Source organism: Yersinia artesiana, assembly GCF_902726545.1.
Lineage (GTDB): Bacteria > Pseudomonadota > Gammaproteobacteria > Enterobacterales > Enterobacteriaceae > Yersinia > Yersinia artesiana.
On record NZ_CACVAD010000026.1, the window covers coordinates 53,465 to 70,392 of the forward strand.

The window sequence follows — 16,928 nt, forward strand, 5'->3', positions numbered from 1 at the left end:
CGCAAAGGCTGAAATAGACATCTATAAGTAGACGCCCCAGTGATACCGCTTGGAAGATAAGATATTATCTCTTTTTGATAATTTAATTATGGATGATACTGATGGATATTTACTTAAATAGAAGAGAAAGGGACAATAATTACTTTCTTGCATTGGCTCACTCGGCGGCCAATGACTTAATGAAAACAGCAAAGATTGTTTCCTCCCGCCATATTAAGGATTTCTTCCTTAAAGCGCGATTTGAAAGTGAAGTAAAACAACTGTCAGATGGCAATCTAAATATTATTCGTAATGCAAAAACCGATTCGGAGTGTCGGACTGCGATCAGTAATATCCAGGATGAGTGTGCCAATATAGAAAGGCAAGGCACTATGCTTTCTCTGGATAGAGCAAAAGTCTATATGACGATTAATATGGAAAAATACAATAATGAAATTGGTTATACCATAAATGCCATTGGTGTTGTCGGTGGGGGATTACAAGCTATTTCCGGGGTAGGACTTATAGTAAAGTCGGGATTTGTTATAGGAAAATTGGCTGGCGCACATTTAACGCTTAGTGGTGCTAGTACAGTCGCTGAAAAAGTATATCATTTACTCGGTCAAGATAACTATGTAGGGTTTATGGAAAAAGGTTACAGAATAACCGCTAAGTTTATGGGATTTGAGCCAAAAGCAGGCTCGATGGCTTATCATGCTGTAGATATGGCATCATCACTGTATGGTGTGGTTGCCCTGAGTTTAAAACCTGATGTATGGCGATTATATAAATATATTCCGAGTGATTACTATAGAAACTATACAAAAATGAGTCAGGGCGCTTTACTACTGAAAATTGCTGGTGCTGGAAATAAAGTACGTATCATTTCAGATATTAACGAGCATGATGATGTTAGTTATTTAAAATAATAGGTAAGGGGAATTATTCCCCTTAATTTCTGCTTTGTTTTTTTAAAAACATATATGACTTATATGACAATTTTATTGGGTTAATTAAATTAATACCAAATAATAACATTATTGCAACTACTGAGAAAGCTATTGCCCCTATTCTAACAGGTTCGGTAACTATTAGCGGGTATAATAATGGAATCGTCCCAATAACAATACAACTTGGAATAAAACCTTTCTTTAAATCAAGGATGAGCGATTCCAATGTCTCACCTCCAGCATCATTAACATGCTCATGGGTCAGAACTTTTTTTAATCTATTGACTTCTTTTTCCGTAAAACCGTTAGCTAACAGTTCTTTTTCCATTTCGCTATCTGTCACCGCGCTATCTCCTTATTCTGCGTCAGTTGGTATTATATCGTTAAGGAGATGGTGCCGTCCAATGTATTAATTGAAGTTGTTATTATCAACATCCCCGCAGGGTATTATTCTCCGCAGGGAAAGTGAATAGAGTTTTAAGTCTCAGGCGGTGTAAACCAGGCCGATTTGAAATCAAACCAGCCGAGTGTATTCATACGTACACCACGCATACTGTGTTGCCCGTATAATTCTAGCCAGTGATGGAACAAGGGATGGAATTGATTTTGGCTGACCAGTCGTTGGCTCCAATCCGCCATCTGCAAGGTATTATTGCGCCATAATTCAACATCTTGGTGTAACTCTTCATCCAGGCAATATTGCAGTAGCGGCAGCTCATATAAAGTGGCAAACAGAGAAAACTCCAGTGGCAGATAGAAGTTTGCGCTGCCAAGCCACATGTCGCTCTGGGCATCCCCCTGATACCACTGTGTGTAGTCCACCACATGTATTTTTAAATTAACACCTTGATCTTCTAGCAATTTTGTTAGCGTCTGACTGATGGCATCAAACTCTGAATGGTGACTGTAAAAGGTGAGAGTCAGTTCGGTTAAACCTTCCGGTTTCGCTTCCAGAGCGGTGAGCCGGTTGTGATGCCAGCGTGGCAACATGCCGTAAGCCGGTGACCAATAGCGCTGATAAAAAGGGTCTGCGTGGCTGAGCAGAGCGACGGGCGTAATCAGTTCACAGAGCCAGCGGCGAATAGCAGGATTGCGGGTCAGGGGAGAGCGCTGGTCAAACAGTAAAAAATAGCAGCCTTCTTCCAGCCGGCTTTCCAGCTCATTTTTGCTGGTATCGTCAGCCTGCAATTGTACGCCGGAATAAACCAACTCTTCGGATAGCTCTGGTAGCACCCAGATATTGACCTCATCAATCAGTGCACGGAAACCGAAATAGTTATCAAAAGCCTGAATTTTCAATTGGCTCTGGTGATTACGAATCACAGAATAAGGGCCAGTCCCAATAGGATGCCGACGAAAATCAGGTTGATTTTCCCACTCTTGTGGCAAGATCATGGCGTGCGCACTGCCCAACAACCACGGCAGCCAGTTATCTGGGGCGCTAAGATGCACATCAATGACATACGGCGTGGGTGAACGCACCGCCGTGATATGTGAAAACAGCGGTTGCGGGATTAATCGGGTCAGACTGGTAATCACATCATTCATTTCCAGCTCACGGCCGTGGTGAAAATGTATCGCCGGGCGTAAATAAAAGCGCCAATGCAATGGGCTGATGGCTTGCCAGTGATGAGATAAGTCTGGTTCTAGTTCCCCATTTTCCTCATTTATCCGCGTCAGACCATTAAAAATCTGCCGTACCATATGGGTTTCTGATCGGCGTAGCGCTGTGCCGGGCAGGAGGTTCTGTAATGGGCGGTAATAGAGCACGCGTAGAATATGTTTACCTTGCCGAAAGCTGCGCCCTAACTGAGATAGCAGCATTTGGCGTACCGCTTTTTTATCCCCGACCAATTGCACCAACTGATCAATACTCTCTTGTTCCAGTAACTCTTCGGCCCGCTGTTGTTGTAAGGCTAAACCGGAATAGAGAAAGGTCAATTGTGAGCGCTTACCTCGGCCCGCTTCCGCCTGCCAGCTAAGCCACCCTTCTTGCTGCATGCTCCCCAGCAAAGAACGCACATGGCGGCGCGAACAGCACAGCACTTCGGCCAGCTCCTGCAAGGTGGTTTCTGTTGGTAAACCGCTAAAACGTTGCCAGAGGCGAATGAACTGTTGTTGCAGGCGAGAGGTAGACATAAAAGAGGAACTCCTCGGCAAATTTCATCAATTTTTCTTTCCCTATATTACGCAGATACTGGTTGCCAATGAAAGTAAGTTAACGCGGCAATGTCGGCGCAATCACAGCCAATGGGAGGGATAAGATGATTTTTAATTTACAACGTTATTCCACCCATGACGGCCCCGGTATTCGCAGCGTGGTATTTCTCAAAGGCTGCTCACTGAGCTGCCGCTGGTGCCAAAACCCAGAAAGTCGCTCACGCCAGCCAGAGGTGTTATTTGACTCGCGCCTGTGTTTAGCAGGCTGTGACTTGTGTCAGCAAACTTGCCCGCAAGCCATCCAACGTATTGATAATAAAATTGTTATTCATCGCCAGCAATTAGCAGAAAACGATATTCAGGCACTGACGGTTCGCTGCCCTAGCGGTGCCCTGACAGTGTGTGGCAGCCCGATTGATATTGATGCCACTATGGAGACATTGTTACGCGACTTGCCATTTTATCGGCGTAGCGGCGGTGGGGTAACGTTGTCCGGCGGTGAGCCTTTTATGCAACCAGCGGTGGCGGCTGAATTATTGCAGCGCTGTCACCAGCAAGGTATCCATACTGCGGTTGAGTCTTGCCTGCATACCCCGTGGCGCTATATCGCCCCTTCTTTACCATGGCTTGATTTGATGCTGGCGGATTTGAAACACACCGATGAGCAACGTTTTCAACAGTGGACGGGCGGTTCAGCCAGGCGGGTGATGGAAAATTTTCGCAAATTAGCGGCGGCAGGTACCAATATCACCGTAAGGGTGCCCTTAATCCCAGATTTCAATGCTGACCGCCGCTCGGTACAAGGCATTGTCGATTTTGCTGCGGATGAAATTGGCGTGAAAGAGATTCACTTTTTGCCTTATCACACGCTGGGCATCAACAAATATTCACTGCTGGGTGAAGAGTATCTGGCAGCCAAGACACCTTTAGATTCTCCTGACCTGCTGGCCTTTGCGGAAAGTTATGCCCGTGACAAGGGTCTTACCGCAATTTTAAGAGGATGACGCAATGACCACTCTCGATTTGGTAACCTTAAGCGAACGGACAAAACAGCATAAAAACGCGCTGATTCATATTGTAAAACCGCCGGTTTGTACTGAGCGGGCTGTGCACTATACCGAGGCTTATCAACAGCATCAGGATAAACCGCTGCCTGTTCGACGTGCGCTGGCGCTGGCTCATCATCTACAGCAACGCACCATCTGGATTAAGAATGATGAGCTAATCATTGGTAATCAGGCCAGTCAACTGCGGGCCGCGCCGATTTTTCCGGAATACACGGTGAGCTGGATTGAGAGTGAAATTGACGAACTGGCCGATCGCCCAGGTGCAGGTTTCTCCGTCAGTGAAGAAGACAAAGCGGTATTGCACCGGTTGTGCCCGTGGTGGCGCGGTCAAACTGTGCAGGATCGCTGCTATGGTATGTTCACCGACGAACAAAAAGCCTTGCTGGCAACCGGCATTATAAAAGCCGAGGGGAATATGACCTCCGGTGATGCGCATTTGGCGGTTAACTTCCCGTTATTGCTGGAAAAAGGGTTGGATGGCCTGCGCAGTAAAGTGGCCAGCCGCCGTGAACGGCTGCAACTGACGGACTGGAGTGACCTGCATAAAGAACAATTCCTGAAAGCGATTGATATTTCGCTGGCGGCTCTAAGCGAACATATTGAGCGTTACGCCGCAGTAGCACGGCAAATGTCCCAGGACGAAACTCGCGAATGGCGTCGGATAGAGCTACAGACTATCGCCGAAAACTGTGAATTGATTGCCCATCAGCCACCGCAGACTTTCTGGCAAGCCCTGCAATTGTGCTATTTCATCCAGTTGATTTTGCAGATTGAATCTAATGGTCACTCGGTTTCCTTTGGTCGTCTGGACCAATATTTGTACCCGTGGTATCGCCGCGACGTTGAGCTGGAAAACACTCTTAGCCGCGAACAAGCCATTGAAATGCTGCATAGCTGTTGGCTCAAATTGCTGGAAGTAAACAAAATCCGCTCCGGCTCGCACTCCAAAGCCTCAGCGGGCAGCCCACTTTATCAAAACGTCACTATCGGCGGGCAAAAGCTGGTACAGGGCAAAGCTATTGATGCTGTGAATCCACTTTCTTATGCGGTACTGGAGTCATGCGGGCGCTTGCGCTCCACTCAGCCAAACCTGAGTGTTCGCTACCATGCTGGTATTAGTGATGATTTTCTGGATGCCTGTGTGCAAGTTATCCGCTGCGGTTTTGGTATGCCAGCGTTTAACAATGATGAAATTGTGATACCTGAATTTATCAAACTGGGTGTCGAGCCGCAGGATGCTTATGATTACGCCGCGATTGGTTGTATTGAAACGGCGGTTGGTGGCAAGTGGGGTTACCGCTGCACCGGCATGAGCTTCATTAACTTCGCCAGAGTGATGTTGGCGGCGCTGGAGCAAGGGCGTGATGCAACATCCGGGCAGGTATTCTTGCCGCAAGAGCAAGGTTTGTCGAAAGGCAACTTTAGCGATTTCTCTCAGGTGATGGCGCAATGGGATGCGCAGATTCGCTACTACACCCGCAAATCTATCGAGATAGAGTGTGTAGTGGATACGGTATTGGAAGAAAACGCCCACGATATCGTCTGTTCTGCGCTGGTGGATGATTGCATTGAGCGCGGTAAAAGTATCAAACAAGGCGGGGCGCGCTATGACTGGGTTTCTGGTTTGCAAGTCGGGATTGCCAACTTGGGTAATAGTCTGGCGGCGGTACGCAAATTGGTATTTGAACAACAACTTATCAGCCAACAGCAACTGGCTACAGCATTAGCCAATGATTTTGCCGGTTTGAATGGCGAGCAACTGCGCCAGCATCTGATTAATTCAGCACCGAAATATGGCAATGATGTTGATGATGTCGACCAACTGTTAGTGCGCGCTTATCAGACTTACATTGATGAGCTGAAGCAATATCACAATACTCGCTTTGGTCGCGGCCCGATTGGCGGCACTTATTATGCGGGTACGTCATCCATTTCTGCCAATGTGCCCTTTGGCGCAGCGACCATGGCAACACCGGATGGCCGTAAAGCACACAGCCCGTTGGCGGAAGGGGCAAGCCCGGCTTCCGGCACTGACCATCTGGGGCCAACGGCGGTGTTTAATTCGCTAGCGAAATTACCGACCGCCTCTATTCTGGGCGGGGTGTTGCTCAATCAAAAACTGAATCCGTCCACGTTAGATAATCCGCGTGACCGTGAAAAGTTGATGATGATGCTGCGCACCTTCTTTGAAGAGTATCTGGGGTGGCATGTGCAATACAACATCGTGTCGCGGGAAACTTTGCTGGAGGCCAAGCAGCACCCAGATCGTTATCGTGATTTAGTGGTTAGGGTGGCGGGTTACTCGGCATTCTTCACCGCGCTGTCGCCAGATGCACAGGACGATATTATCGCCCGTACTGAGCACACTTTGTAATTAACTGTTTTAAAGGGTTTTTTGAGTAATGAGTCTTGCTGTAGTCCTGAGTTCCAAAAATTTCTGAGTAATGGTGTTTTTCACCAGCCAGTGGGTTATACCACTGGCTTTTTTTATTACTCTTCGCACTTGAAGCTGTGGCGTTGTTAGCTGCGTTCACGCACCCGAATCACTTACTTGAGTAAGCTCATCGGGATTTGTTCACTTGCTGCCTGGTTGTAACCCCAATGACTTTGGCTAATACCTTGCGTCTTTGGTGCTGAAACAAGATTCACGGTATCAATTATTTGGCGGTAAATTTATGCGGCTTATCTATTTTTCTCTATATAAATCTGCGCGCTTCTGTAGCATAGCGTTCACTCGCTGTTTCTGGCGCTGGAGCCTGGAATGAAATCTGCATTAACCTTTTCCCGTCGTATCAACCCGGTTTTTCTTGCATTCTTTGTGGTGGCTTTTCTTTCTGGTATTGCCGGTGCTCTGCAGGCTCCTACCTTAAGCCTATTTTTAAGCACCGAAGTGAAAGTGCGCCCGCTATGGGTTGGGCTATTTTATACCGTCAATGCTATCGCGGGGATCACCGTCAGCTTTGTGTTAGCCAAGCGCTCGGATGCTCGAGGGGATCGCCGCAAGCTGATTATGGTTTGCTATCTGATGGCGGTGGGGAACTGCCTGCTGTTTGCTTTTAATCGTGATTATCTCACCTTGATCACCGCCGGTGTTTTGCTGGCCTCGGTGGCTAACACCGCCATGCCACAGATTTTCGCTCTGGCGCGTGAATATGCCGATAGCTCAGCTCGCGAAGTGGTGATGTTTAGCTCAATTATGCGTGCGCAGCTTTCATTGGCGTGGGTTATCGGGCCGCCATTGTCATTTATGCTGGTGCTGAATTATGGCTTTACTCTGATGTTCAGTATTGCCGCGGGTATCTTTGTGCTGAGTGCGCTGGTGGTGTGGTTTATTTTGCCGTCGGTGAAGCGAACCGAGCCGGTGATGGATGCGCCTGTGGTTGCGCAGGGTAGCCTGTTTGCTGATAAAGATGTCCTGCTGCTGTTTATTGCCTCAATGCTGATGTGGACATGCAACACCATGTACATCATTGATATGCCGTTATATATCACTGCTAATCTGGGGCTGCCGGAGCGGCTGGCCGGCTTATTGATGGGAACGGCGGCTGGGCTGGAAATTCCTATTATGCTGCTGGCAGGTTATTCGGTTAGGCGTTTTGGTAAGCGTAAAATTATGCTGTTCGCCGTGTTGGCTGGCGTGCTGTTTTATACCGGGCTGGTGTTATTTAAATTTAAAACAGCATTGATGTTATTGCAGATTTTTAATGCCATTTTCATCGGTATTGTTGCCGGTATTGGGATGCTTTATTTTCAGGATTTAATGCCGGGCAGAGCGGGGGCTGCCACCACACTGTTTACCAACAGTATTTCCACTGGGGTGATTCTGGCGGGGGTGCTGCAAGGAGTATTAACGGAAACCTGGGGTCATAATTCGGTGTATGTCATGGCGATGATCCTCGCCATTCTTTCGCTTATTATTTGTGCGCGAGTGAGAGAGGCTTAGCGCCCCGCAGGGCGCTGTGATTGGTGAACAACCTATTTTGCAACACCGTGACTGGCGGGGCGACTGCACTTATGGGCGCTCCGGCGACTTACGTCGCTACGACCCATTCGGTACATTTCCCCGCTTATCAACTCAACTAGGGCGCTGTGTGGCGTTTTAGTAAACGGGCAGCAAGTTCAGACTCGACAGGATATGGGCGATGGCATTAATCGCCCCGAACAGTAAAATCAATGCAATCATCGGGGTACCGCCCCAGACGCGATACAGCGGGCTACCAAAGCGTTTGCGTGAGGCCCGTGCCAGCAGCGCAGGAACAATGGCGGCCCAGACGGTAGCGGCTAGTCCGGCATAACCGATGGCGTAAATGAAACCATCGGGATAAATCAACCCACCCAATATTGGCGGCAGGAAGGTGATGGCAGCCGTTTTTGCCCGACCCAAACGACTGTCGTTAAATTTAAATAAATCAGCCAGATAATCGAATAATCCCAAAGTGACGCCCAGGAATGAACTGGCGACGGCGAAGTTTGAGAATACTGTCAGCAGCAGGTCCATTGACGAACTTTTTAATATCCCGCCCAGCGCACTGACCAGCACATCAATATTGCCGCCCTGACTGGCTATTTCGCGAAATTGTGGTCGTGGAATATTCCCCATAGTACCGACCAACCAGATGATATATAGCGCCAGTGCCAGCAAAGTGCCAAATAACAAGCAGTTGCGGATACGGTGTGGGTTTTTACCGTAATACTTCATCAAACTGGGGACATTACCGTGATAACCGAATGACGCCAGACAAAATGGCAGTGTCATCAATAGATAGGGCAGGTAGCTTGGGTTGGCGTCACTCAAATTAAACAATTTCACCGGTTCGACATGGCCTAACAAGCCGCCGAATGTCATAAAGAAAGTGAGTATTTTGGCACCCAGCACGATGGTGGTCATCCGGCTTACCGCAGTGGTACTGAGCCAAACAATAAAAGCGACGAATAAAGCAAAGAACAGGCCACCCAGACGAGCCGGGAAGTCTATTCCCATTCCGCGTAGCGTATGCTGAATAACCGAGCCACTGGCAGATATATAGGCGTAGGTCAGAATATAGAGAACAAAGGCGACGGTCAGGCCATTTATCACATTCCAGCCGTTGCCCAGTAAGTCTTTGGTGATGGTGTCAAAACTGGCACCGGTATGATAGTTGAGGTTGGCTTCGAGGATCATTAATCCTGAGTGAAGCATGCAAAACCAGGTAAAAACCAGAACCGCAATAGACCAATAAAACCAGATCCCTGACATGACAACGGGTAGTGAAAACATCCCTGCGCCGACGATAGTGCCTGCAATAATCATGGCACCGCCGAGGAGGGAAGGGTTTTTAATTTTTGCTGCTGTGACCTGATCTTCTAGTGTAGTTTGGGCCATAGTAGGGTGTCCTCGTGTGGTTTTACCACTTATAGAGGTAGCGATTTTGTAGCTGTTTTCCCCCTGCCAGAGCAGCAGGGGGGCTTGGTATGGCGGTTGCCGCTTATTCGATAGGTTTTAATCGGGCAACAAAGTGGCGCAGAACAGGGGGTTCGTAGGTGAAGGTTAAGCCTTTGATTTCTTCAGCACGTGATTTGAGTGAAATCAGGGCATCGGCAATGTAATCCATATGGTCATTGGTATAGACCCGGCGCGGGATGGTCAGGCGCAGCAATTCCAATGGCGACGGTTTTTGTTTGCCGGTTTCTGGATCACGACCTAGCAGCAATGAGCCAATTTCCACACTGCGAATACCGGCTTCCAGATACAGTGCATTATTCAGGGCCTGTGCCGGGAATTGTTCGGCTGGAATATGAGGTAGCAGGATTTTGGCATCGACAAACACCGCATGACCGCCGGTAGGATATTGAATCGGAATGCCGCCGGCGCGTAAGCGCTCACCCAAATACTCTACCTGCCCAATACGGTATGTCAGGAAGTCTTCATTCATTCCTTCTTCCAGCCCAATGGCCAGCGCTTCCATGTCGCGACCGGCTAACCCACCATAAGTGACAAAACCTTCCATTGGCACGCAACGGATGCGAACGTCGTTGAACAAGTCCTCATCGGTGCGGAAACAGCACAGGCCGCCAATGTTTACCATCGGGTCTTTTTTGGCTGACATGGTGAGCATATCGCCATATTGATACATTTCCAGGATGATCTCTTTGATCGACTTATCGCCATAACCCGGCTCGCGTTGTTTGATAAACCAGGCATTTTCACAGAAGCGGGCGGAGTCGATGACTACCGGAATATTATGCTGCTGAGCAATGCGATACACTTCGCGCATATTGCTCATTGAAATTGGCTGCCCACCGGAGCTGTTACAGGTGACGGTGGTAATAATTGACACCACGTTGTCAGCACCATATTCGGCAATTGTTGCTTTCAATTGGTCTAAATCGAAGTCACCTTTCCAGTCATAATAAGCCACAGTATCAAAGGCTTTCGGAGTGACGACGTTGATAGCTTTAGCACCATTCATCTCAACGTGGGCGGCGGTGGTATCAAAATGGAAGTTGGAAATAAAGACCGGATTCTTGGCGCCCCCGGCTTTTTGTTTTTTCGCAATCAGGCAAGGGAACAGGATTTGTTCAGCGCCACGGCCCTGATGTGTTGGGATAGTAAATGGGTAACCAATCAGTTTTTTAACCTGATCACACAAGTGATAATAGTTACGTGAACCGGCATAGGCTTCATCACCCATCATTAATCCAGCCCACTGACGGTCACTCATTGCCCCAGTGCCGGAGTCAGTCAGTAAATCAATATAAACATCTTCACTTGGTAATAAGAATGGATTATAGCCCGCTTCAATCAATGCTTTCTCACGATCTTCCCGGTTGGTCATCCGAATATTTTCGACCATTTTAATGCGGAAGGGCTCAGGGATGCGTTTCATAGCTTATTACTCCAAATATCATTTTTTTTTGGATATAGATATACCGTGGCTAATAGGATTGGCTTAAATTGAAAATAGCGATCCGCATTACCTATGACGGCAACAAAATAAAGAAATGAGTTTTTTCAGCCTAAGCTGAATAAGCAATGGGGGAATTAACGCGGGAAATCGTTGGCAAGGCGGTAATCGATATTAAACCAGGCTCGGCGGTCGCCGGAGATGCGTGCTTGGTAACGCAATGCAATGCGTGTCATAAGGCGCCCTCTAGGTGTGGATAGTATGTAACAGCATAGCGTTGTTTAAAAAATAAAAAGTGATATTCAGCACAAATTACAATCAATTAAAACAATATTAGAGTCACTAATATTTATGTAATTTAATGGGTTACAGTGCTGTCATATAACAGATTGATTGTTATAGGATTTGGGTTTGAATGGAAGCGATGTGCGAAAGATAGATGAGTTTTTGATTAGGGTTCAGATAGATTTTTAATTGTTGGGTCAGGGGCTGCCTGACACCAACAATATACTCACAAAATGAACTAAGAATAATTAACGCAGAAATTCTGGCTGTTGTTTTTCGTATGCTGAAATATTGCTTTCGTGCTGTAATGTCAGGCCAATACTGTCTAAGCCGTTAATCATGCAATGGCGACGGAAAGTATCAATGTCGAAAGAATAACTTTTCCCACCGGCATTCACCGTCTGGTGTTCTAAATCGACAATAAATTCGATGCCTTCATTCTCTTTAACCAACTGGAATAAGGTATCAATCTCCTCTTCACTTAAGGTTACCGGTAATAATTGGTTATTAAATGAATTGCCGTAAAAAATATCAGCAAAGCTTGGGGCAATAACCACTTTAAAACCGAAATCTGTCAGCGCCCAAGGTGCATGTTCACGTGATGAACCGCAGCCGAAATTTTCGCGCGCTAATAAAATGGTCGCACCTTGATAGCGAGGTTGGTTCAGTACAAATTCCGGGTTAGGGACTTTGCCGGCATCGTCCAGAAAGCGCCAGTCGTTAAACAAATGCTGACCAAAACCAGTGCGTGTCACTTTTTGCAAAAACTGTTTCGGGATAATCGCGTCGGTATCGACATTTGCCGCATCCAGCGGAGCGACCAGACCAATATGTTGAGTAAATTTTGCCATGGTGGTATCTCCGGTTAGTGGATAGCAGCAGATAAGTCGCGGACATCAGCAAAGTGACCACTGACGGCAGCGGCGGCAGCCATTGCCGGGCTAACTAAATGGGTGCGGCCCCCACGGCCCTGACGCCCTTCAAAGTTACGGTTGCTGGTGGATGCGCAGCGCTCACCGGGTTCCAGGCGGTCATTATTCATCGCCAGACACATGGAGCAGCCGGGTAAACGCCACTCAAAACCGGCTTCGATAAAGATTTTATCCAAACCTTCCGCTTCGGCTTGTGCTTTTACCGGGCCGGAGCCGGGTACCACAATCGCCTGCACACCGCTGGCCACTTTACGCCCTTGCGCCACTGCGGCTGCGGCACGTAAATCTTCAATACGCGAGTTGGTGCAAGAACCGATAAAGACTTTATCAATCGCGACTTCGGTCAATTTAATTCCGGGGCGTAAATCCATATAAGCCAAGGCTTTTTCTGCTGAAGCGCGCTCAACGGGATCACTAAAAGACTCGGGTGCCGGGATGATTTGATTCACCGCAATCACCTGACCCGGATTGGTGCCCCAGGTCACTTGTGGCGCGATATCAGCGGCATCCAAGGTCACCACAGTATCGAATTTGGCATCAGCATCAGATTTCAAGGTGCGCCAGTAGGCCACGCCTTGCTCCCATTGCTCACCCGTCGGGGCGAATTGACGGCCTTTCAGATAGTTAAACGTGGTGTCATCTGGTGCGACTAAACCGGCTTTGGCACCCATTTCAATCGCCATATTGCACAATGTCATGCGACCTTCCATGCTCAGCGCTTCAATCGCGCTGCCACAGAATTCCACTACATGCCCGGTGCCACCGGCGCTGCCGGTTTTGCCGATAATTGCCAACACGATATCTTTGGCGGTAATGCCAGGGCCAACATCGCCGTTGACTTCGATTTTCATGGTTTTGGCCCGACCTTGCTTCAGCGTCTGGGTGGCCAACACATGTTCAACTTCTGAGGTGCCGATACCAAATGCCAATGAGCCAAATGCACCGTGGGTCGCGGTATGGGAATCGCCACAAACAATCGTCATTCCCGGCAATGTCATTCCTTGCTCTGGGCCAATGACGTGGACAATACCCTGGAATGGATGATTCAAGTCATACAAAGACACGCCGAATTCAGCACAGTTCTTGATCAACTCCTGCATCTGAATGCGGGCCATTTCACCACTGGCATTGATATCTTTGGTTTGTGTCGAAACGTTGTGGTCCATGGTGGCAAAGGTTTTACCCGGTTGACGCACCGGGCGGCCCATGGCGCGCAAGCCATCAAAGGCCTGCGGCGATGTCACTTCATGCACTAAGTGGCGATCGATATACAACAGCGGGGTTTCATTCGGCGCTTCGTAAACGATATGTGCATCATACAGTTTTTGATATAACGTTTTGCTCATATTAAACCCCCTCAGCCACGAACTTAGCAATGATATCGCCCATTTCGTTGGTGCCGATTGCTGTGCCATCACCCGCCAAATCAGCGGTGCGATAACCTTGTTCCAATGCCTGATTGATGGCGTTTTCGATAGCCGCAGCCGCGTCATCTTTACCCAAACTAAAGCGCATCAGCAGAGCTAAAGAGAGGATTTGCGCGATAGGGTTGGCAATGTTTTTGCCCGCGATATCCGGCGCGGAACCGCCCGCGGGTTCGTATAAACCAAAGCCTTGCTCATTCAAACTGGCAGAAGGCAACATGCCCATAGAGCCGGTAATCATGGCGCACTCATCTGACAAAATATCGCCAAACAAGTTAGAGCACAGCAAGACGTCAAACTGGGATGGATCTTTAATTAACTGCATGGTGGCGTTATCAATATACATATGGGACAACGCAACATCCGGATAGTCTGCCGCAATGGCGGTAACCACTTCACGCCACAGAATAGAACTCTGCAACACATTGGCTTTATCAATAGAAGTAACTTTGCCACCGCGTTTGCGAGCGGACTCAAACGCAATACGGGCAATACGTTCAATTTCAAAGCGATGGTAAACTTCGGTATCAAAGGCACGTTCATGCATCCCCTGGCCTTCACGACCTTTGGGTTGACCGAAATAGATGCCGCCGGTTAATTCGCGTACACACAGAATATCGAAGCCTTTCGCCGCGATATCACTGCGCAATGGGCAGAAATCTTCTAATCCTTGATACAAGCGCGCAGGGCGCAAGTTACTGAATAACTTAAAGTGTTTACGTAATGGTAACAGTGCACCGCGCTCCGGTTGTTCAGCCGGTGGCAAATGCTCCCATTTTGGGCCGCCCACCGAGCCGAATAAGATGGCATCAGCTTGTTCGCACCCGCTCACTGTTGCTGGCGGTAACGGGCTGCCATGACGGTCGATAGCTGCGCCGCCGACATCATAAGCGCTGGTGGAAATCTTGATACCGAAACGCTGACGTACAGCATCCAATACTTTATTCGCCTGAGCCATTACTTCAGGGCCAATACCGTCTCCGGGCAAAACGGCAATATGATAAGTCTTAGTCATGTTCACACCATTTCCTGATTATTTTGTTGCAGACGCTGCTTCTCGATTTCTACCTGCTGAGCGCGCCAGATGTTATTTAATACGTGAACCAACGCCTTGGCAGATGACTCGACAATATCTGTTGCCAGCCCCACGCCGTGGAAGCGACGACCTTTATGGTCAACCACGATATCCACCTGACCTAATGCATCTTTACCCTGACCATTGGCAGACAGTTGATATTTCACCAGTTCAATGGGGTAGTCGGTAATGCGGTTGATGGCTTGATATACCGCGTCGACCGGGCCATTACCTGTGGCGGCTTCTGATTTAATTTCTTCACCACATACCAATTTCACCGATGCGGTCGCCATCACACTAGAACCAGACTGCACACTGAAATAGTCCAAACGGTAATGCTCTGGCTCTTCCTGCTGTTTATTGATGAATGCCAGGGCTTCCAGGTCGTAATCAAACACCTGACCTTTCTTATCTGCCAGCTTCAGGAATGCGTCGTACAAGGAATCCAGGTTGTAATCTTTATCCTGATAACCCATCTCTTCCATACGGTGCTTCACGGCGGCACGACCCGAGCGGGAAGTCAGGTTCAGTTGCACTTCTTTCAGGCCGATGGATTGCGGTGTCATGATTTCGTAGTTTTCGCGATTTTTCAGCACGCCATCCTGATGAATACCGGAGGAGTGGGCGAATGCATTACTACCGACAATAGCTTTGTTTGCGGGTATTGGCATATTGCATAATTTACTGACCAATTGGCTGGTACGGTAAATTTCTTGATGATTAATATTGGTATGCACGCCCAACATGTTTTCGCGCACTTTAATCGCCATGATCACTTCTTCCAGTGAACAGTTACCGGCGCGCTCACCCAAACCATTAATAGTACCTTCGACCTGACGCGCACCGGCTTGCACCGCAGTAATGGAATTGGCAACCGACATGCCCAAATCGTCATGGCAATGGACCGAGATAATGGCTTTATCAATATTTGGTACACGCTGATACAAGTCAGTGATGATGCCGCCGAATTGATATGGTGTGGTGTAGCCGACGGTATCAGGAATATTGATGGTAGTCGCCCCGGCATTGATTGCGGCTTCTACGATGCGGCACAAGTTGTCAATTGGGGTACGGCCCGCATCTTCGCAAGAGAATTCTACGTCATTGGTATAGTTGCGAGCGCGTTTCACTGAATGCACCGCCATCGCCAACACATCATCAAACGAGCGCTTTAACTTGGATTCAATATGTAAGGTAGAGGTTGCCAAAAACACGTGGATACGGAATGCTTCGGCAATACGCAATGCTTCAGCAGCAACATCTATATCTTTATCTACACAGCGTGCCAAGGCACACACCCGGCTATTCTTCACTTGCTGAGCGATGGTGCGAACTGACTCAAAATCGCCAGGTGAAGAGACCGGGAAACCGACTTCCATGACATCAACACCCATTCTTTCCAGTGCTAACGCGATTTGCAGTTTCTCTTTAACACTCAAACTGGCTTGCAATGCTTGTTCACCGTCGCGCAATGTTGTATCGAAAATAATGACTTGTTGGCTCATGGGTTATTCCTTGTCGTGTTTACTTTTGCGCTTAGCGGGTAAAAAAAAACCCGCGCATTTGCGCGGGCTTGTTAATCTTGATGGCTGAATCAGTTCTGATTTCCGTCCACCAACATACCGCGCAAGAGAGATGCGTTAAGTAGTAGGCCTAGTAGACGGGTTGAGTAGAACATGATTTTTCAGTTTCTCATTAGTTAAAATATTGCGTTGCATAAATTGATACGTGAATTCTATGGTTGTGTCAACATTTGTTTAAAATGGCGTGTTCAACTGGTTACAAGGATCCTAAATTCCTTATAACAACACATAAAACCTAAAAATTAATTTTTTAAGGTTTATCCTCTGAAAATCAAACTGGTGTTTTTTACTTTGTTTGGTATAACGTTAAGATTATGGGTTATTGTTCTCTTTACGATTTTATGGACGGATGGGCTATTTACTCTCAGCCTATGGCCTGTTAAAAACCGCGCTAGGGAAGTAGGGGGGCTAAGGAGTGTTAAGCGTAATAGGTTAGTAATCAAATGTTCCAACGGCAGAAAGTCTTATTTTTTATTTATATAGGTAAGAGGTTAATATTTATTATATTTTATCTTTTTAGCTGGATTTGTTCATATTTTTTATATTTTATGACTATTTATATTAACTATAACTAGATCAATGATAACAT

13 protein-coding genes are annotated in these 16,928 nt (G+C 47.6%); 4 read left to right on the plus strand and 9 right to left on the minus strand.

The window, feature by feature from the left end; translation table 11 throughout:
• Positions 1 to 101: 101 nt before the first annotated feature.
• A complete protein-coding gene (locus tag HU019_RS10840; protein WP_174850486.1) occupies positions 102 to 908 on the plus strand; it encodes a DUF4225 domain-containing protein in 807 nt (268 codons plus the stop codon).
• 22 nt (positions 909 to 930) lie between these two features.
• Here HU019_RS10840 and HU019_RS10845 read toward each other — a convergent pair whose 3' ends face one another.
• Both HU019_RS10845 and sgrR read right to left on the minus strand, forming a co-directional pair.
• Entirely contained in the window at positions 931 to 1,257 is a 327-nt protein-coding gene (locus HU019_RS10845; RefSeq protein ID WP_174850103.1) for a hypothetical protein, read from the minus strand.
• 149 nt (positions 1,258 to 1,406) lie between these two features.
• The gene (gene sgrR, locus HU019_RS10850; protein WP_174850102.1) at positions 1,407 to 3,068 is read right to left on the minus strand and encodes an HTH-type transcriptional regulator SgrR; all 1,662 of its coding nucleotides are present in this window, start codon (positions 3,066 to 3,068) and stop codon (positions 1,407 to 1,409) included.
• Between the two features lie 125 nt (positions 3,069 to 3,193).
• Here sgrR and HU019_RS10855 point away from each other — a divergent pair, with 125 nt between their 5' ends.
• The 3 genes from HU019_RS10855 to HU019_RS10865 all read left to right on the plus strand — a co-directional run bounded on the left by HU019_RS10855 (position 3,194) and on the right by HU019_RS10865 (position 8,099).
• On the plus strand, positions 3,194 to 4,093 hold the full coding sequence (locus tag HU019_RS10855) for a glycyl-radical enzyme activating protein (RefSeq protein ID WP_174850101.1): 900 nt from the start codon (positions 3,194 to 3,196) through the stop codon (positions 4,091 to 4,093).
• A gap of 4 nt (positions 4,094 to 4,097) precedes the next feature.
• Positions 4,098 to 6,530 carry a formate C-acetyltransferase/glycerol dehydratase family glycyl radical enzyme gene (locus HU019_RS10860; protein WP_174850100.1) on the plus strand — a complete coding sequence of 811 codons (2,433 nt, stop codon included), beginning with the start codon at positions 4,098 to 4,100 and terminating at the stop codon, positions 6,528 to 6,530.
• A gap of 387 nt (positions 6,531 to 6,917) precedes the next feature.
• Positions 6,918 to 8,099: a sugar efflux transporter gene (locus HU019_RS10865; protein WP_174850099.1), complete on the plus strand. Its 1,182-nt coding sequence runs from the start codon at positions 6,918 to 6,920 to the stop codon at positions 8,097 to 8,099.
• A 156-nt stretch (positions 8,100 to 8,255) separates the two neighbouring features.
• On the opposite strand, the gene mtr is transcribed toward HU019_RS10865, so the two are convergent.
• The 7 genes from mtr to leuA all read right to left on the minus strand — a co-directional run bounded on the left by mtr (position 8,256) and on the right by leuA (position 16,261).
• On the minus strand, positions 8,256 to 9,518 hold the full coding sequence (mtr, locus tag HU019_RS10870) for a tryptophan permease (RefSeq protein WP_174850098.1): 1,263 nt from the start codon (positions 9,516 to 9,518) through the stop codon (positions 8,256 to 8,258).
• Between the two features lie 103 nt (positions 9,519 to 9,621).
• Positions 9,622 to 11,022, minus strand: a complete 1,401-nt coding sequence (tnaA, locus tag HU019_RS10875; RefSeq protein ID WP_174850097.1) for a tryptophanase — start codon at positions 11,020 to 11,022, stop codon at positions 9,622 to 9,624.
• A 155-nt stretch (positions 11,023 to 11,177) separates the two neighbouring features.
• The gene (gene tnaC / locus HU019_RS10880) at positions 11,178 to 11,276 is read right to left on the minus strand and encodes a tryptophanase leader peptide (RefSeq protein ID WP_174850096.1); all 99 of its coding nucleotides are present in this window, start codon (positions 11,274 to 11,276) and stop codon (positions 11,178 to 11,180) included.
• A gap of 297 nt (positions 11,277 to 11,573) precedes the next feature.
• Positions 11,574 to 12,176 (minus strand): 3-isopropylmalate dehydratase small subunit, encoded by a 603-nt coding sequence (gene leuD / locus HU019_RS10885; protein ID WP_174850095.1) that lies wholly within the window; start codon positions 12,174 to 12,176, stop codon positions 11,574 to 11,576.
• A gap of 14 nt (positions 12,177 to 12,190) precedes the next feature.
• Positions 12,191 to 13,603 carry a 3-isopropylmalate dehydratase large subunit gene (gene leuC / locus HU019_RS10890; protein WP_174850094.1) on the minus strand — a complete coding sequence of 471 codons (1,413 nt, stop codon included), beginning with the start codon at positions 13,601 to 13,603 and terminating at the stop codon, positions 12,191 to 12,193.
• Between the two features lies 1 nt (position 13,604).
• Positions 13,605 to 14,696 carry a 3-isopropylmalate dehydrogenase gene (gene leuB, locus HU019_RS10895; protein ID WP_174850093.1) on the minus strand — a complete coding sequence of 364 codons (1,092 nt, stop codon included), beginning with the start codon at positions 14,694 to 14,696 and terminating at the stop codon, positions 13,605 to 13,607.
• 2 nt (positions 14,697 to 14,698) lie between these two features.
• Positions 14,699 to 16,261, minus strand: a complete 1,563-nt coding sequence (leuA, locus tag HU019_RS10900) for a 2-isopropylmalate synthase (RefSeq protein ID WP_174850092.1) — start codon at positions 16,259 to 16,261, stop codon at positions 14,699 to 14,701.
• Positions 16,262 to 16,928 lie beyond the last annotated feature (667 nt).